This is a genomic window from Pseudomonadota bacterium, from assembly GCA_039028935.1.
GTDB lineage: Bacteria > Pseudomonadota > Gammaproteobacteria > Steroidobacterales > SZUA-146 > SZUA-146.
Genome location: JBCCHD010000018.1, coordinates 1 through 24278 on the forward strand (window position 1 = coordinate 1; position 24278 = coordinate 24278).

22 protein-coding genes and 1 pseudogene are annotated in these 24278 nt (G+C 49.7%); 16 read left to right on the forward strand and 7 right to left on the reverse strand.

Annotated elements, in window-relative coordinates:
• Positions 1-546 precede the first annotated feature (546 nt).
• The gene (locus AAF465_10005; GenBank protein MEM7083056.1) at positions 547-2214 is read right to left on the reverse strand and encodes an adenylosuccinate synthetase; all 1668 of its coding nucleotides are present in this window, start codon (positions 2212-2214) and stop codon (positions 547-549) included.
• Positions 2215-2783: 569 nt separating this feature from the next.
• A complete protein-coding gene (locus tag AAF465_10010; protein ID MEM7083057.1) occupies positions 2784-3506 on the reverse strand; it encodes a hypothetical protein in 723 nt (240 codons plus the stop codon).
• A gap of 897 nt (positions 3507-4403) precedes the next feature.
• Between AAF465_10010 and AAF465_10015 the strand changes: the two genes are divergently transcribed.
• The 9 genes from AAF465_10015 (at position 4404) to AAF465_10055 (ending at position 13609) form a co-directional block, all read left to right on the forward strand.
• Positions 4404-5660: a hypothetical protein gene (locus AAF465_10015; protein MEM7083058.1), complete on the forward strand. Its 1257-nt coding sequence runs from the start codon at positions 4404-4406 to the stop codon at positions 5658-5660.
• 231 nt (positions 5661-5891) lie between these two features.
• Complete coding sequence (locus AAF465_10020; protein ID MEM7083059.1) at positions 5892-6245, forward strand: helix-turn-helix transcriptional regulator; 354 nt, start codon at positions 5892-5894, stop codon at positions 6243-6245.
• Positions 6238-6789 (forward strand): hypothetical protein, encoded by a 552-nt coding sequence (locus tag AAF465_10025; protein ID MEM7083060.1) that lies wholly within the window; start codon positions 6238-6240, stop codon positions 6787-6789. Before AAF465_10020 ends, AAF465_10025 begins: the two co-directional genes overlap by 8 nt.
• A gap of 92 nt (positions 6790-6881) precedes the next feature.
• Entirely contained in the window at positions 6882-7376 is a 495-nt protein-coding gene (radC, locus tag AAF465_10030; GenBank protein ID MEM7083061.1) for a DNA repair protein RadC, read from the forward strand.
• Between the two features lie 127 nt (positions 7377-7503).
• Positions 7504-8721 (forward strand): type IV secretion system DNA-binding domain-containing protein, encoded by a 1218-nt coding sequence (locus AAF465_10035; protein MEM7083062.1) that lies wholly within the window; start codon positions 7504-7506, stop codon positions 8719-8721.
• A gap of 90 nt (positions 8722-8811) precedes the next feature.
• Entirely contained in the window at positions 8812-9180 is a 369-nt protein-coding gene (locus tag AAF465_10040; protein ID MEM7083063.1) for a hypothetical protein, read from the forward strand.
• Positions 9180-11942, forward strand: coding sequence for a hypothetical protein (locus AAF465_10045; GenBank protein ID MEM7083064.1), 2763 nt, complete (start codon positions 9180-9182; stop codon positions 11940-11942). The genes AAF465_10040 and AAF465_10045 overlap by 1 nt, the downstream gene beginning before the upstream one ends.
• Positions 11943-11954: 12 nt before the next feature.
• Positions 11955-12554: a hypothetical protein gene (locus AAF465_10050; protein MEM7083065.1), complete on the forward strand. Its 600-nt coding sequence runs from the start codon at positions 11955-11957 to the stop codon at positions 12552-12554.
• A 269-nt stretch (positions 12555-12823) separates the two neighbouring features.
• Positions 12824-13609, forward strand: a complete 786-nt coding sequence (locus tag AAF465_10055; protein ID MEM7083066.1) for a YIP1 family protein — start codon at positions 12824-12826, stop codon at positions 13607-13609.
• 37 nt (positions 13610-13646) lie between these two features.
• On the opposite strand, the gene AAF465_10060 is transcribed toward AAF465_10055, so the two are convergent.
• Positions 13647-14696: a hypothetical protein gene (locus tag AAF465_10060; protein MEM7083067.1), complete on the reverse strand. Its 1050-nt coding sequence runs from the start codon at positions 14694-14696 to the stop codon at positions 13647-13649.
• Between the two features lie 158 nt (positions 14697-14854).
• Between AAF465_10060 and AAF465_10065 the strand changes: the two genes are divergently transcribed.
• A complete protein-coding gene (locus AAF465_10065; protein MEM7083068.1) occupies positions 14855-15244 on the forward strand; it encodes a helix-turn-helix transcriptional regulator in 390 nt (129 codons plus the stop codon).
• An 18-nt stretch (positions 15245-15262) separates the two neighbouring features.
• Positions 15263-16075 (forward strand): annotated as a pseudogene (locus tag AAF465_10070) (recombinase family protein).
• Positions 16076-16722: 647 nt separating this feature from the next.
• Here AAF465_10070 and AAF465_10075 read toward each other — a convergent pair.
• The 4 genes from AAF465_10075 to AAF465_10090 form a co-directional block, all read right to left on the reverse strand.
• Positions 16723-17766, reverse strand: coding sequence for a YifB family Mg chelatase-like AAA ATPase (locus AAF465_10075; protein MEM7083069.1), 1044 nt, complete (start codon positions 17764-17766; stop codon positions 16723-16725).
• 186 nt (positions 17767-17952) lie between these two features.
• Entirely contained in the window at positions 17953-18225 is a 273-nt protein-coding gene (locus AAF465_10080; GenBank protein MEM7083070.1) for an accessory factor UbiK family protein, read from the reverse strand.
• Positions 18226-18476: 251 nt separating this feature from the next.
• Entirely contained in the window at positions 18477-19142 is a 666-nt protein-coding gene (locus AAF465_10085; GenBank protein MEM7083071.1) for a chromophore lyase CpcT/CpeT, read from the reverse strand.
• A gap of 114 nt (positions 19143-19256) precedes the next feature.
• Positions 19257-20159 carry a thrombospondin type 3 repeat-containing protein gene (locus AAF465_10090; protein MEM7083072.1) on the reverse strand — a complete coding sequence of 301 codons (903 nt, stop codon included), beginning with the start codon at positions 20157-20159 and terminating at the stop codon, positions 19257-19259.
• A 321-nt stretch (positions 20160-20480) separates the two neighbouring features.
• Here AAF465_10090 and AAF465_10095 point away from each other — a divergent pair, with 321 nt between their 5' ends.
• The 5 genes from AAF465_10095 to hemC all read left to right on the forward strand — a co-directional run bounded on the left by AAF465_10095 (position 20481) and on the right by hemC (position 24272).
• Positions 20481-20819: a P-II family nitrogen regulator gene (locus AAF465_10095; protein ID MEM7083073.1), complete on the forward strand. Its 339-nt coding sequence runs from the start codon at positions 20481-20483 to the stop codon at positions 20817-20819.
• A gap of 122 nt (positions 20820-20941) precedes the next feature.
• A complete protein-coding gene (locus AAF465_10100; GenBank protein ID MEM7083074.1) occupies positions 20942-21406 on the forward strand; it encodes a DUF4124 domain-containing protein in 465 nt (154 codons plus the stop codon).
• 81 nt (positions 21407-21487) lie between these two features.
• Positions 21488-22615 carry a histidine kinase gene (locus tag AAF465_10105; GenBank protein MEM7083075.1) on the forward strand — a complete coding sequence of 376 codons (1128 nt, stop codon included), beginning with the start codon at positions 21488-21490 and terminating at the stop codon, positions 22613-22615.
• Positions 22612-23367 carry a LytTR family DNA-binding domain-containing protein gene (locus AAF465_10110; protein ID MEM7083076.1) on the forward strand — a complete coding sequence of 252 codons (756 nt, stop codon included), beginning with the start codon at positions 22612-22614 and terminating at the stop codon, positions 23365-23367. The genes AAF465_10105 and AAF465_10110 overlap by 4 nt, the downstream gene beginning before the upstream one ends.
• A complete protein-coding gene (hemC, locus tag AAF465_10115) occupies positions 23364-24272 on the forward strand; it encodes a hydroxymethylbilane synthase (protein MEM7083077.1) in 909 nt (302 codons plus the stop codon). The genes AAF465_10110 and hemC overlap by 4 nt, the downstream gene beginning before the upstream one ends.
• The last annotated feature ends 6 nt before the right edge of the window (positions 24273-24278 follow it).

Consider the following 24278-nt stretch of genomic DNA (forward strand, 5'->3'; position numbering starts at 1 on the left):
CTTCGAATTCTGATTGCCTGTCTCCCTAACCGGCGCTTTGAACGATGCGTTTAGGGACGGAGAATTGCGCGTAGCAGTAAAGTTTAGAGGTTACTAAGGCACTATCTCCTGTATAGTGTAATCAAATTGTCGTACAAAAGAGGTAGCCACTCTGAGCCATCAAACCATGTTCCGCTTTAGGCATCCCCCAATCAGCAGCCAATATCCGTATTTACGGAGCTTTAGTGTACAAATTCTAGGCTTTTTTGCCCAACTCGTTCCGCGAGTTGAGACGATTCTTCCTTTTTTGGCCAACAATCAGGGCGATTCCCGCAGCTGCCAAAAAGCACCCTGTCTACTCAGAGAGTAATCTAGCTAGGTATTGATATTGGACACCTCATTTTTCCCTACCTAAAAAACTGCTCATTTCTGTAACAGTCACTAAGTACGCAAAGCAAGTTTTTTTGGACCCGGGCCAAATATGATGAAACTACGACATTACAGCTCTGGTTCAAAGAAGAATGCGTGATATTCAGACTGAAGAGCTCTAACGCCAAAGCACAGCAACTAATCGTCCGTTCTTCTAACTCGTGTTCTCCAACGACGCCTATCAATGGCAGTTCTTAGATCCAATGGATCATCCTCATCATGCGGAAATCTAGTATTGACCAGAGATACAGGAGCCTGCGCAACCCTCTCGAGCTCTTCGATAAACTTGATAGTGTCCGCGTTCATCAACTCAAAGCGCCGAGCCTTGCGATTGTCAGCATGATGGTAGTCCGCAAAAGTAAGAACTATGTCGGTAGGTGAATTCAACTCGCATGCTATGCGAAAACTATCCCACTCAAACCAACCAACACGTCTGTCTAAATTTGTAGTAGAAGTTTTCTCATACGCGGTCAGGTCCTCTGTAATCCCAGCCTGGTCAGCAACTTTCTCAAATGTAGTCTCGTGTTTTAACTTTCCGGAAGTGCTTTTCTCCGGAGACTGAACCCTGATCGGCGTAAATCTAACCACCATAAGGACTCGATTTACTCGGCGAGGCGGAATTCCTGCTTCCGCAAGACAACCAGCAACATTTGTGTCGCGTGAAGTGACGTGCGGATAAGGACCGTGGTAGAGACTTAGTAAACTTCCCTGAGTTCCTTCAAGTAGAATTTTTTCACCGCGCGCGTATGCTTGTTGCAGTCTCTTATGGGTTGACTTCACGTATGGCTCAAGCTCTTTATAGCTCGACGCAAGACGAGCTCCATCTGGACAATCGAATCTCTGCATGATTCTACGAGCCGCTGCACTTCCGCCTCCTCTTCCAGTTGAACCGATAGCTCTTACTAAGCGCTCTTCCTCCTCTCTGTCTTCTTCTGTAATGACCATTACGTTTTCGGCTAGAAAAACACGATCTGAGTCGAGCCCGCACTCCTCAACTTCTTTCAAGAACTCCTCAATGTGAATAGTAGCTCCAGGACCAATAAGAACGTCACCGCTACTCTCTCGGCAACCAGAAGGAAGGGAGTGGTACGTATACTTACCTAACTCGCGTGCCGCTTTGTGACCAGCGTTAGGTCCACCGACTCTCATAAGCAAGTCATACTCCTGAGAAAGATACGCCGCGATCTGTCCTTTACCTTCACTTCCGTACTGTCCACCAATCAGCACATCCACACACTTTAGATCCGGCGCGGGGTAAAGGCCCAAGTAAGCGGCGACGCGAGTCAAAGTATCATCAGCATCAGTTCGTTCTGTAAATATTCGGATATCGGCGTCTTTCTTGAATGAGTCGATATCTTCCTCAGACTCAACGAAATCAATCCTCTGTGGGTTTGAAAACTCCAGTAGTGACGCTTGATCTTCCCGTCGCTTGGCGAGTCTCCTATATAGCACTCGGCGAGTTGTGTAGAGATGGACGTGAGTAACTTCAAGTTCGGTTTGCTGCCGAAAACGCTTTAATTGACACGCGTTTCTTACACTGTCGACAACTACTGGAACGCCGCTATTTTTAGTCGCGGCAAATTTCTCTACTGCTGTAAGCAACCATCGACACCCTGTCTCGCTGTCTAACTGGTCCCCTAAACGCATCAAACTTCGCCTATCAGTTTCCAAAGATCGCTTTCTAGCAATCTCCTTAAGATAATCTGAAGATTTAAATATAGAGAACTCAAAGTTGCCCTTGAGGTTTTTGGCTAACACGGACTTCCCGACTGAAGTATGCCCACTGATTATCACCACCGGCCTCATACTTGACCCACTGTATCAAGCGATATAGTGTTTATGATCTTAGCAATTGACGTCGCTGCCATCGAATCAGAGTTAAAGCATATATCTGCCAATTCCACTAGATCTCTTGCGTATCTCTCAGTGCTGCTAGATTTTGCCAAATCGTAACTGACTGTTAGATCGCGCTCATCGCTTATGGCTCGACTGTCAAATCGAGACTTTAATATCTCCGGTGGGCATAAAAAATGAACATGCATGACTCGGCGAGAAAACTCCTCTTTGAATCGATCAATCTGGAAGTCTCTTCGAACACTATCTAAAACCCAACGGCTATCAGCATTTGATTCTGTGATTTGCGATCGAGCCAGATTAGAAACCCATGCTCCCCGCGTTTCCTCATCTAGCAAACCTCCCATTTCCTGCAATCCAACTCGATCGCATGAGATTTTTCGTTCTATCGCTCTTTCTTTCAAATAGTCCCCTGTTCGAATTCGTCGATAACTGTATTCTTCCTCAAGTATTTTCGAGACAGTTGTCTTGCCGGAAGCAATCTCACCACTAAACAAAAAAATCATATGTCTATTTGAGCCCTATACCCGATCGAATTCCAGGCCGTCGCCACGCCAGTGCTCATCATCCTTAGTCCTTTCTATGAACCTTAGAACCTTTTCAGCGTAATCTTGATTGCGATTGTATACACCCGGCGGAGTAACTTCATACACGCCCCAAGTTAATCCGTAACCGTTGATGATTCTCTTCGCTATATCGTGATCTTCCTCTGAAAAACAGTGAACTTCTGTACCATTTGGCAGAGGAAGCTTTTCGTGAACCAATACTTCAATCATGGTGCCAATCGGATAGTGCTTCCTAAGCATTCTTATTTTGTCGCCATCGCTTCTCGCAATTGGTATTTTCCTATCCCCGTAGTATCGGCCATTGGTATCGCTTTCTTTAAATCCGCCTGTAGGGCTATCAGTTGTTCGCCTAGCCATCGCCACGTTATATCTACAAAGATCAAATCGCATGGAGTCGAACGCACTTACAGGGACCCGAATCGATATATGCGGAAATCCTCCTTTGAGTTTGGCCTGAATTATCTCAGGATCATGGCTAAGTGTTAGAAAAGCGTAGCCACCGAATCCTCGCGCGATATCTGTATTCTTTGATCGTGAACGAAAGTGTGAATCTGCGTATCCGAGCTTAGACAGCGCTCGCTTGCTCAACAAAGATTTCGAGCGTGCAATAAAAGGAAGATAATGCAGTGGGGCGAAGTGAGGTACAAAATCCACGCCAATATCTGTAAACAATCTCATAGTATTTGCAGTGTGTTGAAGACAGTAGCCCCTATCGAACACATTCTTTCAACATAAGCAAGTGATTCTGGTAATCCTGTTTGAAGGTAACGAATTCCAGTGTTTTTCATTAATATGGGTCCATTGTGTAACGAAACTCCGTCACATCTCTACATTAGATAACTGAACCCGCGAGCCCACACATTGCATGCGACTCGCCCTTGAATATGCTCTAGGAAACCAGGAGAAAATGCAAGGTTTCTTATGAATGCGCCACTACGTTCATTGTTTCTGACCCTTTCTTGAGAGCAAACGCGAACACTGTACTGCACTCTAGCTGCGCAATTTAGCACGCTAATTGCCGATTGGAGTTACCGAGTCGCTACTCAATAGACTCCGTCCTGATCATCCAGCGCAGCGTTTCGTTTGGCCTATCAGCTGAAGAACAAAGACTCAATGTTTCCCAGAGTACAAATCAAATCTGCGATCGTATTCGAGAGACTACAGGATGGTAGTAAGACCATTGTTTTCTGAGAACAATGGCAATAGAAAAAATGGAAAAGGCTCGGAATATGACCCTTAACAGACAATACAATGAAGCACACAAAGACAGAGTAAGCCGGATTCTATGAAAATATCGCTTGCTACAAATAATCTTAGCATCATTCACAAGATTCGATCCGGCTTATTCTCTGCCAAATTCCATGCCCAATTTTTCAGCGAAACCGAAAATCTCAAGTTACAGGACGATCTTTTCCGGCAGGGTGGGGTTCATTAGGCGGCGAAAATTTAGATTGAATTGTCGAACGCCACCCTCCCGCTGTCGATTCAGCCAGAATTTCTCGGCTTTACTTCTCGCTCTACTTTCTGAGGATTGTTACGAGTTGTTGCAATTCTTACATTCGGTAGCATTATCTTATGTACAATTTAAATCGAAGTTTCAATGCAAAGACCCTACAAAGCTTAAAACTCAGTTGCGACGTCGGTGGCTCTATAACTAACAGAGCCGTTTCAATCAACACGGATAAAGATACAGCGTCTAACCATGCAGAGTTTATCGCTCGCGAAGGATTCTCGGAGCTGAGCGAGTTTCAGTCAGTGGGCATCCTTAAAACCCCCGATGAAATCAAGCTGTACGGAGAATTTCGAGTTTTAGTCGCGTCGATTAGTCAGTTCATCGAATACTATGTTGACTTATTGAACGATGAGTTGTTGATTGCCTCGTACTACATCGTTCTGACCTGGGTCCAGGACTCATTCCAGCAGATTCCATATCTCCGTAAAACCGGTGACTATGGTACAGGTAAATCTCGCTTTCTCAGAGTTCTCGGCAGTATCTCATACAAAGGCACATTCGCATCGGGAGCGTCAACAATCAGCCCAATTTTTCACCTACTGGACACGATTCGAGGCACACTTATCTTAGACGAAGCGGACTTCTCCGAGAGCGATTGCAAATCGCAAATTACAAAGATTTTAAACAACGGATTTATGAAAGGCTTCCCTGTCCTCAGGTCTATGCCAGACAAGAATGGTGCTTTTACACCGAGGGCATTCCATGTTTTCGGCTGTAAAATCTTAGCCACGCGATCATTTTTTAGCGACAACGCACTTGAGTCACGCTTTATATCTTTTCATCCTAAGCTGGGAAAACTCCGTCCTGACATACCAATCACTCTGCCTCCTAGTTTCGAGGCGGAAGCCGCTGAACTGAGAAATAAGTTGCTTATGTTTCGATTCAGGAACTACGAGAAGTACCGCGACATGCAATACGAGGTTGACCTCGAAGTTGAGCCGCGGATCAAGCAGATCTTGCAACCACTTTTCTGCCTCATGCAAGAGGATCCTAAAGCAACTAACGCTCTCACTCGGTATGCGCAATCAATGCAGGAGGAAATCAGCCAGGATCGCTCGACTCAGGTTGAGGCGCGAGTTCTCACAATTATCAGAAGCCTGTGGGATAAGAAAAAGGGAGTGGTGACTATCAAGGAAGTCACAAGCCACTTTCAGACTAAGTACTCACAGGAATACCGAAGAAGGATCACCTACCGATGGATCGGCAGCATCGTACGGAAAGTGCTCGGTATCAGAACACGAAAAACCAATGGGCTTTACACTATATGCGATTCTGAAGCGGATCGGTTATCCACACTTTACGAACGCTTCAATATCTAGCCTGCTTTGACTCAATAACAAAGTCCCTAAAGTCCCTACGTCCACAATCGTTCGCCAGTTACGTTTTAGGACGTAGGGACTTTAGGGACTTCATTCAAACGACCCGCTGCCCCACAAACCAAAAACCCCACATAACTGTCAGATTCTCCCGATTATGCGGGGTTACGAATTCTTCGCTTGGGCGCTACAGTGAATAGCCTGCTGGTCAATAACCCCAGCAGGGAACGCCATATGGATACATCTGTACAGGACAACTTAAAGGCATTACGAAAGCGCTCTGGACTCTCGCAGATAGAACTTGGAGCGGTTCTAGGCTGCGCAAACGAATCGACGATATCTCACCTTGAGCATCGTAGAACAGAGATTAACGCGAGAACCTTGATTGCCTACCATATATTATTCGGGATCCCGATTGAGAACATCGTGCCCGGGCTCTACACAGAGATTAGGCTCCACATTATTAGCAGAGTTGCCGCAATGCAGGAGGCCTCTTCGGACAATCCAGAAAAAGTACTTGACAGGGTTCGTGATGAGTTTCTCGAAGAGTTTCGCATGAGGCAACGTAACAAAATTCAGTATGACTGAAACAATTAGTCGAAGCAGCACTACGCCTACATACGTCCCTGATTCATTCACTGGATCAAATCGAATTCTGGCAGTCCGCCCCACAGAAAAAGGATTCAGTTTTGCTGTGTTCGAAGGACCGGATTCACCGCTTGACTGGGGGTGCCTACAGAAGACCGAGAAAGAAAACTCATTGGATAGCCTCGTCATGAAACTACATGCCCTCTGCGACTACTACTCGCCGACGGTACTAGTATCTGAACGAATACCAGACGATGCACATAGATCAGAACTTTCCAAAGAACTTTCGAAGGAAATTCCACTGTTTGCAAAGGAACAATCGCTCGAGTCAAAGCAATTCGACAGGCACGAAGTAAAAGGGGTCTTCTCGGTATTCGGCGCAGTAACGCAGCAAAATATTGCAGAACTTATCGCCGATTGGCTCCCTGGATACTTTGTCCACTACCTACCTAAGAAGACGAAATCCTGGGAAACCACTCATCCAAGAATTTATCTCTTCTACGCAATAGCACTTGCACTCTCGTATTACTACATACGGGACTGACATAGACGCTGTTTTACTCGGCCTAAGGCAGTTAGTTCGTAAGACAACTCCTCTGGCCAATGATCTTTCAACTGTCTACAGAGGACTACGCAATGACAGACACATTATACCGCACCGAACCAGATGGTCGATACGCAATCGCTGATTCAATCACCCTAACTGAACTTCTCTCCATCACAAAGAGTATTGTCTCAGAACAATACTCAGACCGAGAGCCATTCACTTCCCCTACTATCGTATCGAACTATGTCTATGCAGCACTGGCGCACAAGGAACGGGAAGAATTTCTCTGCCTATTCCTAGATTGTCGGAATCGATTAGTCCACGAAGAGGTGCTGTTTGTGGGGACGATAGACGGGGCGTCAGTACATCCGAGAGAGATTATTAAGACGGCCCTCTCACACAATGCGGCGGCATTGATTATTGCCCACAACCACCCCTCAGGAGTATCAGCACCTTCACAAGCGGATGAGCAGATCACTCGCAAAATCAACAAGGCATGCACTCTTCTGAACATACGCCTACTTGATCACATAGTCGTTGGTGCCGATGGCACCACAAGCTTCGCAAGCCGAGGCTTGCTGTAGACCAAACTGCCAGCATGTTATTCGCTGGCAGTTTTTATGCAGAAATCCATTAGGCTCTTGCCCCTTCTCCAGCGTGCAAATATTCTACCCCCTTTTTGCTGTAAGTTTTTACGAGAGAATGACATATATGGATACTGTCATTTATTTTGCAGAGGAAAATTACCGAAAGCGCTCCACTGTCTTCGGAATCAAGGAAAATGATTTGCTTTCACACACGTATGTTGTTGGAAAGACTGGAACAGGTAAGACAAATCTACTAGAGAGCCTACTAATTGGTCATATAAATAACGGCAACGGTTGCTGCCTCATTGATCCCCACGGAGACCTGGCTGAAAAGGTTAATCGGTCAATAAAAGCATCGGACAACGTCGTCTACGTCAATCCATCAGATACAGATAGCCCATGGGGCTACAATCCACTCAAACGTACGCCGCCCCACTACATTCCGCTCGTAGCATCCGGAATCATTGATGTTTTTAAGAAATCGTTTGACAACAAGAGTTGGGGAGCACGACTTGAACACATTCTCAGGAACAGCGTACTCACACTGCTCGAATCTGGTGGAGCGAAGCTTTCAGATATTCCAAGACTCTTAAACGATCGAGACTATCGACAGTCCATTCTCAAACGAGTAAGAAATCAGGATTTACTCGATTTCTGGCGTTTTGAGTACGACAAATACAGCTTCGTACAACGTCAGATTGCCATTGCACCGATCCTAAACAAACTCGGGGGCTACATCACAAACCCTAGTGTACGTCGTGTTGTGATTGACCCGGCCAAAGAGCTCTCCTTTAGTGAGATCATGGACTCCCGGAAAATACTCATCATCAATCTCTCTCGCGGACTCATTGGTTCAGAAGCCGCCCACCTTCTCGGCTCGCTGTTTCTGACATCTATTAGCCTGGCCGCATACTTTAGAGCAAGACTCTCAGAGGACAGACGAATACCCTTTTTCATTCATGTCGATGAATTCCAGAACTTTACAACCGATTCAGTCGCCGACATGCTCTCTGAGTTACGAAAGTATAAGCTCGGACTGGTATTAGCACATCAGTATATCGGCCAACTCACTCCAACCATTCGCGATTCGATAATAGGAAACGTTGGAACAATCATTGCATTTAGAATCGGAACTATCGACGCCAAGTTCCTATCAACTGAGTTTCATCCCAGATTTTGCGTCAACGACCTAATCAGTCTTCCAAACTATCGCATCTATCTGAAACTAATGATTGACGGTGTACCGAGCAAACCATTCAGTGCAACGACCATCAAAGCATCTAAGCTAATTGCCGATACGCGCCCCAACCCCTTTGTGGTAGCGTCTCGGGAAGAGTCGTAACAGAGAAGCATTTCATAAGAATCTGATTACACTCTCTAGCTAGCATTAAAGCTGGAAAAATAAATAAGAATTCCGCCAAGGAGACACGCCATGAAATTACTGCTGACCAGAGAGCAAGCGTCTAAGGGCCTCGTTTCAAAAAAAATCGAATTCAAACTCACAGCCCGAGCATCGCTCTCAGACGATGAGAAGTCGAAAATTGATCGATACAAGATGGGGGATCTACTTCTCTACACAAACCTCGAAGATCGCGGCTCAGGAGCCTTAGGAGCCATTTCTAGGGCGATGAGCGGGGTTGAACTTCGCGTCAACGACCTCGTCCATGGAAAATCCGTTACTTGCAAGGACATTCTCGAGATGATGGGGATCGAGAACCAAATACGAGGAGCCTGCGAACAGTTCAAGTTAATGCTCGATGCTGCGTCAGGGTTTGAAGGCGAAACCGTCATCGAATACTAGTGTCGTTCTGGACTGATCTTCTCGACGGCTATCGGTTTGGCCAGCGAGTAGTTGCACTACTTAGTCGCGTCTTTAAGTCCACTGCCTCGCTGTTTACGTCCAACCAACGAGAAAAGAAATTCGACTTTGCGGGCGAGACCCAGAAACTACACGAACTGTATGATGAGACCAAGCTCGCGTTTGAGAATTCATCGTTAGGACGGGTACAGCCACACCTGCTTGCAGTCGAGATCGTCTCTTCTGTCGCCGATGAAACGGGAGTCCCCGTAACGGAGGGATTTCTCAGCCCATTCTACGACGTAATATCAGAAGCCCTCAGATCCGAGGGCTTTTGGTTTCTGCCTGAACGCGAAGAATTCCTCTCTGACGACCCCGTATCACGAGCTGAGGCTCGCATTGACCTACGAAAAAGGAAGAACCTATACGAGAATTCTGACGAAAAACTAGAGTACCTTGTCGGACTCTTGCGGAAGGCACTGATAGGTTTAATCTCTGGTGTTCAATCAGATCTACTCAGTAATGGATACGATGAGGATCTTTCAATTGATATTACTGACCTCTACAAAGATCTTGGGACTCACCTAGAATATTTCATTCTCAATTTTTTCGACGACGAACTCTCCTCCGTTGGTGTATTCCAGCAATACATGAACGCCTTCCATGAGAATATCGCTAGAGCTTCGGGCATAGTCGACCACCAACCCAGAACACATACTAATGAATTTGTGTTTCCCTCCGACAGTCCATTCGTCGGCGAGCAACTGATAGATACTTATTTAAGAGGAACCGCCTTCCAACAGCTGTTTGAGGCACAACTCCCGGTACAGATTCCCAAGAGAGTTCGCAATGAACACACATGGATTGTTGCTGGTTCAGGTCACGGTAAAACGCAACTGCTCCAACAACTCATCTGTAAGGACATAGATAGCGGTACGGGTTTCATGGTGATCGACAGCCAAGGCGACCTTATTCGAAACATCCTGACGCTTGCCGAATTTGGTCCTGACCACGAACGTAGTCTTGCTGAAAAGCTAATACTCGTTGATCCAAACGATATTGACTATCCAGTGGCACTCAACCTGTTTTCACTAAATAACTACGATGAATCAAACCTTACTGCCCATCAAAAAGAAACAGTATTCAACGCTACGGTTGAGATGTACTCATTCTTGTTTGGTTCGATCTTTGGAGCTGAGTTAACCGCGAGGCAGGACATCATATTCGTCTACATAGCAACGCTCATGATGGAAATCCCAGACGCGAACATTTCGACGTTTATGAAGCTGTTACAAGACGGAAAAGAATTCTCCAAATACATGGAGCGGTTACCTGGAGCCGCCGGTGATTTCTTTAGAACTCAATACTTCTCTAGTCAATTCTCTTCAACCAAGAAACAAGTCCTTACGAGACTCTGGGCCATACGATCAAACACGACGCTTGAACGCTTGTTCTCCGCCACCGAGAACAAAGTGGACCTCTTCGAGGCGATTACACAAGGGAAAATCGTTCTGATCAATACAGCGAAATCGCTGCTGAGAGAAGAAGGCTCAGCTATTCTAGGCAGGTTCTTTATCGCCCTTCTCTCTCAAGCTACTCTGTTGCGAGCAACACAGAATCCGTCAGATAGAGACCTATTCAATGTCTATATCGATGAGGTACAGGAATATGCCGATGATTCTTTGGAGGCGCTGACAACTCAAGCCAGAAAGTACAACGTTGGAGTAACGGTTGCTCATCAGTTCCTCTCTCAAATTCCTGATCGTATTCGCTCATCGCTCGCCACCAATACGTCCACAAAACTGATTGGATCACTATCGAATAGGGACAGTCGTGCGCTTGCTGATGAGTTACAGTGTAAGCCAGAGAAGATTCAAGTCCTCAATAAAACACGATCTCATTCAGAATTCTTGTTGCATGTTAGGCACCTAACAGACAGTGGAGTTCGAGTGAGCATACCTTTTGGCGTTTTAGAGTCTCGCACCACTATCTCACCAAGCAGGCTCGAAGAAACACTAGACATCAATCGAGCAAAAATCGCCAGAATCGCCAAGATTGAGCCGTCCATCGATCAATCTACTGATATCGCTGGAAGCCCCACACCAAATGAGAGCGAACTAAAACTTAACCCTCCGACAGCATTGTCAAACCTGCCAGCGGATCGTATTGTTGAGAGATCTGAAGAGACGCCCTCAACGAACATAGAGCCCCCTGAGACACGACCATATATCGAGAAAACTAAGAGCGGAAAAGGCGGCCCGCAACATAAGCATATTCAGGGCATTGTTCGCAAAATAGGTCAAGCACATGGCTTCCAGGCCGAAATTGAGCATCCGCTCCCAGATGGCAAATCCGTCGACGTAGTACTAGACAATGAAACGCATAGAATCGCTATCGAGACTTCTGTCACGACAAGCGCGTCTCATGAAATTGGAAACATAATCAAATGCGTTAACGCTGGATTCGACAAGGTTGTCGTGATTTGCAAGAACGGAGCACAAAAAAGAAACCTGGCCTCCCTGATCAATGACGCGGACGAACTTAGAGAGGCGGGAAATATAGTGCCGCTATTGGCCTACCAATTCGAAACCTACATCTCCGGGCTCGTTCCCAATTCTCAAATTGATGCTGAGAGAATTGCTGGGTATAAAACACGAGTCAACTACGTATCAATATCAAACGAGGACGCAGAGCGCAAGAAAGTGGCTATCGCCAAGGCCCTTTTAGGGTTTAACGCGGCAAGTCACGTCAACACAGATAGTTAGAGGATATAGCTTATGAGTGATCTGTCATTAACTGAGTTCGTGGACATTGCGACTGTAACCACGGACAGAAAGGTCGCAAAGATACGAAACGCAAAGAACAAGGAACCGTATAATCCGGCGTTTGATTTCTACAAAAGACTCCGTGATGGCATAGTTTCAGCGCACAAATCTAGCGATAATAAAAGGGCGTTGAATAAAATTCTCACTAACCAGACCGACAAGAAAAAGATCACAAATTACCCGAATGTTATCGCAGGTTACAAGAAATTCTGGGGTTCCAAAAAGATCTCATGGATTGAACCTCCAAAAGAGCAAATGGTTTCCCACAATATTAGTGTATCCGTGAACCCTGAAATTGGAATCTCGTTCAATAATAAAAATTACATCGTGAAGCTGTACTTCAAGAGGGAGAAACTTGCCAAAGCACGAGTAAACATGATCCTGCAATTAATGGAGGAAACTCTTAGGTCCTCGGTACCAGATGACTATGTTTTCTCAGTGCTCGATATTCGACGAGCCAAGCTGATCGAACCCACCGTTGAAATCAAAGATGCATCAATAGTGCTCGACGCAGAAATGTCCTTGATTGCTAGTGTTTGGGATAAAGTCTAGATAGTACGCAGGCGCGATCACTGGCCCAACTTGAAAGAATCGGTATCTGAGCTGAGAGTTAGTGCCAGAAAGGCAAAAAGCAGTCGTTAGGGCCAACGAGACTAGAATACTTACTCCGATCCAGTCTAAACAGTCGCAGCATTTTGAACATTTCGCATATATTAAAGTAAGCTTTACTCATATATGTGTCCCACATTGTGAGATTTAGAGTAATTAGTAGTTAGGCCGAAAAACGACCAAGAAAATCGTGTAGCTGATCGAGTAATTTAATGGACATTCAGAAAATAGTAACCACGATACCAGCGCTAGCGGCTGAGTATTTCCACGATTTTGTCGCCATTTTGACGCGACCCGACACTCGATTTGCACCTGTACCCGTCGCAGATTCAGATGAGGAATTGATTGTAGTAAGCAACACTTCTGAGATGACCCTAAAAAGCGATCCAAAGCTTTTTCTATTTGCTACCTTAAGCCTTTGTTTCAGTATCTCTATCTCTTCTGCTAGTCCATTTTATAATCTGGACGAAGCACCGACTTTGATAGTCAATGTAATCGTTGGGCTCGTTGCATGGCTTATTTACGGATCGTTTATTCATTTGTTTTCCAAGGTGCTCCACGGGAGAGGCACGTACCCCGAAACGATTTCTGTATGTGTACAGTTATTTGCTGCGATAAGTGTATTAGGCAGCATATTCGCATTGCTTCTTTCATCCGAACTAATCGGGGATTGGTTGTATGAATCTTTTACTTGGTATCCAATTCAATTGACTGTTAATCCATTCTTAAGCTTCTTTTTGTTTCAGGCAATCGCGCTGGCAGTATACCTACCTATATCATTGAAACGGATTCACCGGTTTGGTGCACTTAAAGTAACGGCAGTAGCAATTCCGTCAATTGCGCTAGTGATAGGGCTCGCCTATGTTTTCTATTCGGGCTTCGGAGTGCATCCTACGATGGCTTCAGCGACAGCTATTCGCCAATCTCAGTCAGCTTCAGCCCCCGAGCAAAGGAGGAAGTCAATATCCGCTTCGAGAAGCAGTTTCGACCACATATGACACTGTCTGACAGCTCAAGTCCAAGCAATAACACTGACTACTGAGGCTCATTCACCACCTCTCTGCCAGGACAATATATCGATCGCTCGAAGAATTCTCCGCCTCCATTAAATCGGTGAATCTCTAGACAACGATTCACGATGCTCCCATCATCGAATTCATACATTAGATCCGTGTTATGGCAACGTAAGCGGCCTGGATTCAGTACGTACTCTTGTCCATCTACGCAATCGCCGACAGGTGCGTAGATCTCTATATCACCAACAGTTCTATCATCTGCGAGGCGTAGATACACCCACTGTGTGACGTAAGGCGAACGAGTCCCGTCTTCACTTGATGCATGTTCTGCTACCAAGAAATATCTGACAGCTCGCTGAGTGAGAACAATTGCACACTGCTCAGGATCAATCCTGTTTATCCCAGACCCATAGGTTGACTCGCCCAGACAATCACCTTGGGAGCCGTCGTTGATAATGACGCCATAACTTAGATCGGGATGCACAGCTATAGGGTCACCTTCAGCGTTTGCTGTGAAGTAGCCATCACATGGCATGGGATCATCAATGCCATTAATCCAACACCTGCTAGCAAACCGGTAGTGGTCACCAGCCTCAGAGGCAATCTGATCCATTAGGTCTTCAGCTGAGCCTGTGCGATCTGAATAGCCAAGCACTGACTTCAATGTATGAACATTGAGGCTAAACTCCGGAACGTTTTCGATGAGTATTGAAACAACTGTGGAATCAATCGCTCCACGGGCATCAGTCACCGTTAGAGTGCAGGTAACACTGGTATCGCTCTCTACCTCAGGAGCTATAAAAGACGATATGGAGGTAGTTTGGCCGTCTAGCATCACGGAACTGTTATTACAGGTCCAGGAATATGCGATGGAGTCTCCATCAGGATCATTAGACCCAGTCCCATCCAAGGAAACAACCGCTCCCTCTTGAGCCGTGTCAATCGCTACAACCTGTGCGTTCGGGGCTGAGTTGGCAGGTGGCGGAGGCGTTGAGCCTCCTCCTCCACCACAAGAGGAGATAAAAAAGACCAATGTCAGAATCAGTAAATACTGGGCAAATCGAGTCATGGAAGCCTTCCGAGTGAGATCCTGCCCGAATCGGACAGATATGCTAACTATTTTTGATTAGTATAGCGATATCGGCGCTGTTGGTCTATTATTGCTATCTATATAATAATTTTGTTAGTAATACTGATCCTTTGAATAATATTAGTTTAGCTATACTTATGGACATGAAAACCATAGGTAAACGCATTCAAAAGGCTCGCAAAGACAAGGAATTGCGACAGGCTGACGTCGCCAATCACCTTTCAGTCTCCAAAGGCGCAGTGAGTCAGTGGGAACTTGATATGAACGAGCCTTCAACCGCCAATCTTGGCCTACTGGCCGTCTACTTAGACGTATCGTTTGAGTGGCTCGCGACAGGTCGAGGGATTCAAAACATTAACGACCACATCATCAAGCTACAGGATGATTTCAAGCATCAAGGAAGGTCGCTGTTTCTTGATGAAGCGCAATTTGTATTTCTCAAAAACTATTTGGAGCTACCAGAAGATCTCCAAGAGAGCATCTCCCACATAACGAAAAAATTTGTTTCAAAGGATGCAGAAGATTAAATAGTACAAGGACGTTGGATGACTAAGAAAAATGTTGGGATATGGATTCGTGTCTCAACGCAAGATCAAGCGGAAGGCGATTCCCCAGAGCACCACCTCAAGCGCGCTAAACTCTATGCAGAAGCCCAGGAATGGAGCGTGCACACGGTGTACGATCTCGCCGGATTCAGCGGCAAGTCTGTTATGGATCATCCTGAGACCAAGAGAATGCTCAAGGATGTCAGAGAGGGTAAGATCGAAGCTCTCATATTCTCAAAACTCGCCAGATTCGGAAGAAACACGAAAGAACTACTCGAGTTTGCAGATATTTTCAGAAAGCATGATGCAGCGCTTGTTTCATTGCACGAAGCTATTGATACCTCAACTGCCGTTGGCAAACTCTTCTACACCATCATTGGTGCGCTCGCTGAATGGGAGCGGGAAGAAATTGCCAGCCGAGTTGCTGCTTCGATCCCGATTCGAGCAAAAGAAGGAAAGTCACTCGGAGGACAAGCTCCATATGGTTACCGATGGGTGGATAAGAAGCTGGAGCTTGACCCTGACGAAGCCCCAATCCGACGCCTGATGTTCGAGCTATTTGTCGAACTGAAACGAAAGAAAACTGTTGCAAGAGAACTTACGAAGCGCGGCATACGTACACGAAGAAACAGACCATTCTCAGACACTTCTGTTGGCAGACTCCTCAAAGACACAATTGTCGTCGGAGACAGAATCGTCAATCACACGAAATCCACCGGCGATGGAAAGCACTGGGAGAAAAAATCGGAAGAGGACTGGGTCGTAGTAAGCGTTCCTCCAATCGTCACAAAGCAGCTTTTTGATGAGGTCCAGCAGATTTTCGAGAGTCAGAAGAGGAAGCCCGTCCCTAAAAAAGCAAAACACCTCTTTGCAGGAATTGTGCGGTGCGAGTGCGGAAAGAACATGTACGTCTTCTCCAACTCTCCAAAGTACATCTGCAAACCCTGCAAGCGACGTATAGCTGTTGCCGATTTAGAGAAAATCTACTTCCATCGACTGAAAAAATTCCTGCTCACACCAGCCGATCTCAAACAGTATTTGGTCCAGGCCGACGAGGAAATCGAAAAGCGAACCCGAGAGCTCAAAGCCCTCAAGACGCAATCGGGAAAGCTCAAGAAGCAGATTGACAAAATCTATGACCTCTACATCGATGACAAGATTTCAAAGGACGGATTTACGCTAAAGTACAAGCCGCTGGAGGAGCAGTATCTTTCGATCCTCGATCGCATACCCATTCTAGAGTCAGAAATTGACCAGATACGGGTCACGTATAACTCAACCGATTATTTCGCAGAAGAGACGAAGAATCTCTTCTCCTCATGGGAAACGTTCGAAGAAGAGAGAAAGAGACAAGTTATTGAATTACTGACTGATTCAATAATTGTTCATAAGGACGAAGTGGAGATAAATCTCCACTTCGTCCCTAACATCATGAACACGGAGAAAATGGCAACGAACGATCAAGGATTCATCGCCGCGATCAGCTGGAAATGGCAGGGAAAGCGAACACGACCGGCAGAACGAGCGATCAACACTTCTCGATCTTCGAGCGGTTGTCGCAACACCTCAAGCGAGCGTCTCGAAAACTCCGGCAGCTCATCCAAGAACAACACGCCGTGATGCGCCAGGGATATTTCGCCGGGCATCGGTACGCGTCCTCCACCGACCAAGGCAATCGCGGAGAGCGTGTGGTGCGGGGCACGAAAAGACGGCAAGCACCAGCGCGACGGCGTCCGTTTCACGCCCGCCACATCGTGCAACATCGCGCTTTCTAAAAACTGCGCACGTTCAAGATCAGGAAGAATGGTGGGCAGTCGACGGGCGAGCATGCTTTTGCCGCTGCCTGGCGGTCCGACCATGAGCGCATGGTGTCCACCCGCTGCCGCAATCTCGAGCGCCCGGCAGGCGCGCGGTTGACCGCGCACGTCCGAGAAATCCAGTTTCTCATCTTGCGTTGCCTCGGACTCCTCACCCGACGACCTCAAGAGACTGTGAGTGCCTTGCAGGAACGCCGCCACCTCGACGAGCGTGTGTGCGCCCAGCAAGTGCCTGTTACCCGCACCGACGGTGGCCGGCAAACTCGACACCGGCATAATGACTTCAACCTTCGCTTCGAGCGTGGCGATCGCGATGGACAACGCGCCTCGCATGTGTCGTAGCTCACCGTTTAACGACAGTTCACCATAGAGCTCAAAACCCGCCATCTCCACATCCCGTAGCTGGCGCGACGCCAAGAGAATGCCAACCGCAATCGACAAGTCGAAATTACCCCCGGCTTTGGGCACATTCGCCGGAGCCAGGTTCACGGTGATACGGCGAGCGGGAAAATCGAAGCCTGAGTTAATCAACGCCGACCGCACTCGATCTTTGCTCTCTCGCACTGCCGCTTCGGGTACACCCACCATGTAAAAGCCAGGTAGTCCGCCCGAGATGTGCACTTCCACCTGCACGCGCGGCGCTTCGATGCCCACACGAGCGCGGCAGTTAACGGTGGCAAACGACACGATCGCACTCCTTGCGTCGTAACAGTGGCCGCTATCCGTAGCGGTGATTAAGTCGGATTCGATGAAAACGAACGCCGACGCGATGGCAGGTTCAGATAGGTCGCATCACGCGACCAAACGGTCAACGCTCGCCGACGATGTCAGCGGCGCCTGAAAATCGGGCGCAACCGAAGAGGATCGGCCACCCTATTCGCTTTTACCTTTAACGTCGGCTTCGAGTTCCGCGAGACGCTCGAGCATCTGCTCAAGCTTGGCACGCGTTTTTTGCAGGACGGCAGCCTGCACATCAAACTCTTCGCGCGACACGAGGTTCATCTTACCAAGCACCGAATGCAGTGTGCTCTTGAAATTACTCTCAAGGTCGCTTTGCATCGCCTTAACATTCTCAGGCAGTCGCCCCATAAGGCGTCTTGCTAAGTCATCGATCAGCTGCGGGTCCACGTTGATTCCTTTTGTCATGACACGTCGCAGTGGCAGGACTGCGCCGCCACCAGTCTCTCTAGTGTACCGCAGCACCAGCTGGTCGCGACCCGAGAATCGGGTTTATTCGCTCAATTTCTGATGAGATGCATTAAATTTATAGCCAATACGCGGCCGCGACGGGCGTTTAACGTTAAGTCGCGGCACGAAACCCCAGGCTTTACATCGCAATAGATGAACGCGATAAAGACGAGCGATCGTGCGGTGTTCGACTCACACAATCGCCACGATCACAGCCGATCAAACCGATACGGTCCAACCACCGCTCCCCAAACCTGAACGCCCTCGGCATCGTAGCCCCGATCCCAGCTGGTGATGCCCTCCGGGGTGATGACCACTTCGGAGGTGGCATAACTCGCGCCGCGCAGCGAGCTCAAACAGTCATTCGCTCGCGTGCTGCCTTCGAAATGGTCGCGCGCGGGGCGGGTAAGAAACACCGCACAACCAGTGCGCAACGACAACGCGTCGGGCGACAGGCGCTCAAACGCGGCCACGTTTTTCCAGGCGCCGGCGTACTGCAGGGGTTCGGGCAACTCGAATACGGCGCTTTGCCAATCGTTATCATCGCCGGTGACCTGATACACACGCTGGCGATACGGTCGATCGAGCGCCGAGGCGGCAGCCTGCTCAACATACAGCCAAATGCCGTCAGTGCGGTCGGCCCAGATACGCACCATCTCAAGTCGGATATCAAAATATTGACTGTCCGTGGCGGCCTGCTTTGCACTGCTGAACGAACCGATCATCAGTGCGCCGAGTTCGTTAAGCCGATCCTCCGCGTCCCCGGTTGGCGGCTCAACGTGCGCACAACCACTAACAAGCAGTGCGCTGCTCATCCACACCACCCACGCATTGATCAATTGCCTGCGTACGCCATGACGTGTGCTACGACTCATCGACTGTTCCTCCGTTATCGAGCGCTGAGTATACCGCGACCGGCACACCAGGCCCGACGCCGCTCCGACGAGAACCACAGCGATCCACGGGGGACGCGCCGTCGGGTCCAGCGTTTAGCAGGCACCCAGCCCCGGACCCGGCGCGCCCAAAAACTGCTGCGTTACGAAACTCAAATCCAAAAAGTTGATGGCTCCGTCGCCATTGATATCGAACAACAAATCCGCCCCCAGAAATGCACCCGAAAACAACGACAGATCCACAAAGTTAATTAGGCAGTCGTTATTAAAGTCAGCGTCGCAGGCGTTGCCATAGCCATCACCATCGATATCGATCTGATTGGCGTTGGCGGTGGTCGTACAGTTATCCGTCGCATCATCAATACCATCGCCATCGGTGTCCGCGCCAGCAGACAAACCGTATTGCAGATGATCCACCTCAATGCCGCCACTCGAATTACTGATGCGAATACTCGCGATACCCGCCGCATGCTCAATACCAAAAAACCGATCTTCGTTAGTTTGCCCATTAAAGGTTGGGCCCGAGATCGCAATCGGGCCGATACTGCCCACCATTGAGCCGGCCGCATCGAAGGCCTCAAATACGGTATTGCCCGCACCGTCGGTCCAGACAATGCCGGCGTGAGTGGGCAGCGAACCTAACAGCATCGCATCAAACTCAAACGTGATGCCGGTACTGCCCGATGAGAAAAACAGCGATTCGCCGTCACTGCCCGAACCATCGATCACGCCGTCGTCGGCGTCGACCGAATCGACAATGGTTGGAAACGTTAGGCTGGTGATCTGCACCGGCTCGTTGACCGTCACACCCGGCACATCAAGCACCTGGTCCTCGAAATCCTCCAGATGAAAGTAGTTGAACCCCTGACCATCAAACGGGCTGTCCGCAACACCGAAATACGGATTGGGACCGATCAGCGTGTCGCTGACAGCCGGCGGGGCAAATACGAAAGCAAGCACCGACGCGAACGCAACGGGCGTGAAATGGCGAACATTCATGTCCACTCTCCTTGTTGACGTGAGATCACAAATCTCTGTGCACTGGAAACCCTTTCCAGCCATCGCCCTCAGCATACCCCATCGGCCACCAGGGTGGGCGAGGACGTCGATTAATGGCCTTCTGTCCAGTCGATAATCGACCGGCCTAACTGAGCCGGCAATCACCCATTCGGCGGCCGGCGAACCGGCCAATCCCGCGGCAACACGCGGTTTGCCGCGCTCGCGACAGACCGGTGCCGCTGGTGGTGGTCAGCCGCCCGACAAATGCGGTATTCTTCGACGCCCCAATCGGATGCCGACGAGAATAAAGAGGGCCTCACCATGAAAATGATCACCGCCATAATTAAGCCGTTTCGACTCGACGATGTTCGCGAAGCGCTGGGCGAGGCCGGTGTACACGGCATCACCGTGACAGAAGTGAAAGGCTTTGGCCGCCAGAAGGGCCACACCGAGCTCTATCGCGGCGCCGAATATGTTGTTGATTTTCTTCCAAAAATGAAGCTAGAAGTCGCGGTTCCCGACGATCTGGTCGAGACGGTCACCGAAGCACTCGTGGCCGCGGCGCGCACCGGGAAAATCGGCGACGGCAAGGTGTTTGTCACCCCGCTGGAGCAGGCGATCCGCATTCGCACAGGCGAAACAGGCGATTCCGCCGTCTAATCCGATTTTTCGACACAATTCCTGACAAATCAGGGGTTTTTCGTCGTTTTGTGACCCCACCAGGGGTGTTCTCATCGGTATTTTGTGATAATGCCCTTTCACGAATACCGAGACTGAACATCATGAAAAATCAGATCACCTCCTTTATCTGTGTGGCCGTGCTCGCGCTGAGCATTGGCGCCTCGGCCAATGACGAGTCGGAAGTGTACAAATGGACCGACGCAAACGGTCGCGTGCACTACTCTGACAAACCCGACAACGTCGATCATGAAGTGCTCAACATCAAGTCGCGCCGCACCGACAAAGCCGCGATTGCCCGCGCCGTACAGGTGCGTATCGACGATCAGCAGTCAGCTCTGGCCGATGCGGCTGCCAAGGCGATGATGGACGCGGAACGTCAACAGAATGAAGATGTGCGTGAAGAAAACTGTCGACGCGCCACCGAGGCGGTTACCAGTCTTCGCAACGCCACTCGCCTGTATTTACCGGGCGAAAACGGCGAACGACGTTACTTGAGCGACGATGAGATCGCCGAGCGATTGAAGCAAGCCGAAAAAGACAAAGCCGACTGGTGCGCTGAGCGCTAACCCGCAAGCGCGACAGGGGGGTTCTTGGCATAATGCGCGCTGGATGGCGTAAACGCCCCGCACCTGACGGAGACGCTGCGTATGCCAGACACTGGCATCGACACCCCTTCTAAGCCCGGCGCACACGCGCCGGGCGTTCTGAGCCCCGGCGCGTCTAACGCCATCGCGCAGGACTCCTATCTCCCCGATTTTTGCTCCGGCAAAACGGCCCTCGCCATCGTGCTGATCGCCGAGCTTGTTGCCATTACTCTCGCGCTCGCCGGCACCGCATCCGCCGAGAACTTCTGGACCGATCTGGCACGTCTGTCGATGCTGCTGCTATGGGTAGGTTTGGCGAATGCCGCTGTATTGTGTGTGGCTCGTCGATTTTTGGTGGGTGCCAGCGTCACGAAAGTCACCGCGGTCAGCATGACGCTAATTTTGCTGGTGTGCGCCATCATATCCGAACTCACGTTTCAGCTCGGTCAGTTTGCCTTTCCGGATCCCAGCACCCAGTCGCTGTTTCCGCGCGAGCGAGGCCCATTCATTGCGCGGACATTGGGCATCAGCTTTATCACCGGTGCGCTGATGTTGCGCTATTTTTACGTGACTCAACAATGGCGAAAAAACGTACAGCTTGAAGCGCGCTCTCGTGTGCGCGCACTGCAAGCGCGCATTCGACCACACTTCCTGTTTAACAGCATGAACACGATCGCCGAACTCACGCGCTCCGACCCGCTGATGGCCGAACAGGCCGTTGAAGATCTCGCGGATTTGTTTCGTGCAACCCTCGCCGATTCCATGCAAAAAGTGCGCATTAAGGACGAGCTGGAAATGGCGCGCATGTATCAGCGTATCGAACAACTACGCCTGGGCGATCGACTGACCGTGGAATGGGCCGTCGAAACACTGCCGATGCGCGCGCTTATTCCAGGCATCAGCATTCAGCCGCTGCTCGAAAACGCCATCTATCATGGCATCGAACCAATGGCCCAAGGTGGCACGATATTGGTCGAAGGCGAAACAAAAGGTGACTTTGTCACGATCATGATCAGCAACCCGGTCGCACCGGACAACCGCGGCGGCCGCAAAGGCGGCAACCACATTGCGCTGGACAACATTCGTCAGCGCTTTGATCTTGCGTATGATGGGCAAGCCAATGTCAAAACCAGCCTCATCGACGACCGATTCAGCGTGTATTTGCGATTTCCTCTACGAGAGCACGAATGAGCGACCGATCCTATAAAGTCATTGTCGTCGACGATGAAGCGCCTGCGCGCGGTCGACTCAAACGACTCATCGAAGACTTTGATCACTACACGTGCGTGGGCGAGGCGAGTCATGGGCTTCAGGCGCTCGAGCAAGTGGAGGCGCATCAACCCCACATCGTATTGCTCGATATCCGCATGCCCGGCATGGACGGTATCGAGGCGGCCCGTCACTTGTCTGAGCTCGACGAACCGCCGGCGGTCATTTTTGCGACGGCGTATAACGAGTATGCCGTCGACGCGTTCGACGCACAGGCGATCGCGTATCTGATGAAGCCGATTCGACGTGAGAAACTGGCGCGGGCCTTATCCCACGCGACGCGTCTGACTACACGACAAATTGATACACTCGCAACCGAGGCCAATACCCGCGCACCGCGCACGCATCTGTCGGCGCGCATGGGTGATCGACTGCGCCTGATCCCCTGGGAGGACATTCACTACTTTCAAGCCGATCAGAAATACGTCATGGTGGGGCTTGCCGACGAAGAAATTTTGATCGACGATTCGCTCAAGAGCCTAGAAGAAGAGTTTGGCGATCTGGTGTTTCGAGTACACCGCAACGCGCTGGTTGTCGTGCGCTATCTTCGGGCCTTGGAAAAACAGCCGGATGGCTCGCAGATGGCATTGGTGGGAGACGCACGCAAACCGCTTGCGGTGAGTCGACGCCACGTATCCAGCCTGCGCAAACTCATCAAGAGTAACCAACGATGACCACACTTCGTATTGCCACACGTCAAAGTCCGCTGGCTTTATGGCAGGCTGAACATGTACGTGACGCACTCCTACGCGCTCATCCAACCCTATCTGTGGAGTTGTTGCCGTTGTCCACGCGCGGCGATGAAATTCTCGACAAGAGTCTGGCTAAGATTGGCGGCAAAGGTCTCTTTATTAAAGAACTGGAAGTGGCCATGCTCGAGGGTCGCGCAGACTTGGCGGTGCATTCCATGAAGGACGTGCCGGTCGAACTCCCCGACGGCATGACGCTCGCGGCCATACTCGAGCGCGAAAACCCCACCGACGCCCTCGTGAGCAACACCGTGTCGTCATTAGATGAGCTCCAAGCCGGCGCGGTCGTGGGCACCTCGAGTTTGCGCCGTCAAGCGCAGCTGTTGAACAAACGACCCGACCTGGTAGTGCGGCCGTTGCGCGGCAACGTGGGCACGCGATTGGCCAAGCTTGATGCGGGTGAATTCGACGCGATCGTATTGGCGTCGGCTGGCCTTATTCGTCTCGAGCTGGCAGAACGCATAGCCAACGAACTGGACGTGCGCGTCTGTATGCCTGCGGCGGGACAAGGTGCGGTCGGCATCGAATGCCGCGTGGACGACACCGCTACGCAAGAACTCGTGAGCGCACTGGCGCACGCTGACACCACGGCGCGCGTCACGGCTGAACGCGCGGTCACCCATGCTCTAGGGGGCTCTTGCACCTCTCCGATCGCTGTTTATGCGACGCACAAAAGTGGCATAATCCAGTTGGGGGCACGCGTGGCGGATCCGGATGGCAGTGAAATGCTGGAGACAATCGCCCGCGGCGACGCTGCCGAGGCCGCTTCATTGGGCAAACGCGCAGCGACATCACTCACCAATATGGGTGCAGCGCGCTACCTGATATAGGACGGC

Bases quoted from the DNA above. Each gene is read 5' to 3' on its own strand.
- AAF465_10005 (MEM7083056.1), bottom strand. From the start codon at position 2,214: ATGAGGCCGGTGGTGATAATCAGTGGGCATACTTCAGTCGGGAAGTCC.
- AAF465_10010 (MEM7083057.1), bottom strand. From the start codon at position 3,506: ATGAGATTGTTTACAGATATTGGCGTGGATTTTGTACCTCACTTCGCC.
- AAF465_10015 (MEM7083058.1), top strand. From the start codon at position 4,404: ATGTACAATTTAAATCGAAGTTTCAATGCAAAGACCCTACAAAGCTTA.
- AAF465_10020 (MEM7083059.1), top strand. From the start codon at position 5,892: ATGGATACATCTGTACAGGACAACTTAAAGGCATTACGAAAGCGCTCT.
- AAF465_10025 (MEM7083060.1), top strand. From the start codon at position 6,238: ATGACTGAAACAATTAGTCGAAGCAGCACTACGCCTACATACGTCCCT.
- radC (MEM7083061.1), top strand. From the start codon at position 6,882: ATGACAGACACATTATACCGCACCGAACCAGATGGTCGATACGCAATC.
- AAF465_10035 (MEM7083062.1), top strand. From the start codon at position 7,504: ATGGATACTGTCATTTATTTTGCAGAGGAAAATTACCGAAAGCGCTCC.
- AAF465_10040 (MEM7083063.1), top strand. From the start codon at position 8,812: ATGAAATTACTGCTGACCAGAGAGCAAGCGTCTAAGGGCCTCGTTTCA.
- AAF465_10050 (MEM7083065.1), top strand. From the start codon at position 11,955: ATGAGTGATCTGTCATTAACTGAGTTCGTGGACATTGCGACTGTAACC.
- AAF465_10055 (MEM7083066.1), top strand. From the start codon at position 12,824: ATGGACATTCAGAAAATAGTAACCACGATACCAGCGCTAGCGGCTGAG.
- AAF465_10060 (MEM7083067.1), bottom strand. From the start codon at position 14,696: ATGACTCGATTTGCCCAGTATTTACTGATTCTGACATTGGTCTTTTTT.
- AAF465_10065 (MEM7083068.1), top strand. From the start codon at position 14,855: ATGGACATGAAAACCATAGGTAAACGCATTCAAAAGGCTCGCAAAGAC.
- AAF465_10080 (MEM7083070.1), bottom strand. From the start codon at position 18,225: ATGACAAAAGGAATCAACGTGGACCCGCAGCTGATCGATGACTTAGCA.
- AAF465_10085 (MEM7083071.1), bottom strand. From the start codon at position 19,142: ATGAGTCGTAGCACACGTCATGGCGTACGCAGGCAATTGATCAATGCG.
- AAF465_10090 (MEM7083072.1), bottom strand. From the start codon at position 20,159: ATGAATGTTCGCCATTTCACGCCCGTTGCGTTCGCGTCGGTGCTTGCT.
- AAF465_10095 (MEM7083073.1), top strand. From the start codon at position 20,481: ATGAAAATGATCACCGCCATAATTAAGCCGTTTCGACTCGACGATGTT.
- AAF465_10100 (MEM7083074.1), top strand. From the start codon at position 20,942: ATGAAAAATCAGATCACCTCCTTTATCTGTGTGGCCGTGCTCGCGCTG.
- AAF465_10105 (MEM7083075.1), top strand. From the start codon at position 21,488: ATGCCAGACACTGGCATCGACACCCCTTCTAAGCCCGGCGCACACGCG.
- AAF465_10110 (MEM7083076.1), top strand. From the start codon at position 22,612: ATGAGCGACCGATCCTATAAAGTCATTGTCGTCGACGATGAAGCGCCT.
- hemC (MEM7083077.1), top strand. From the start codon at position 23,364: ATGACCACACTTCGTATTGCCACACGTCAAAGTCCGCTGGCTTTATGG.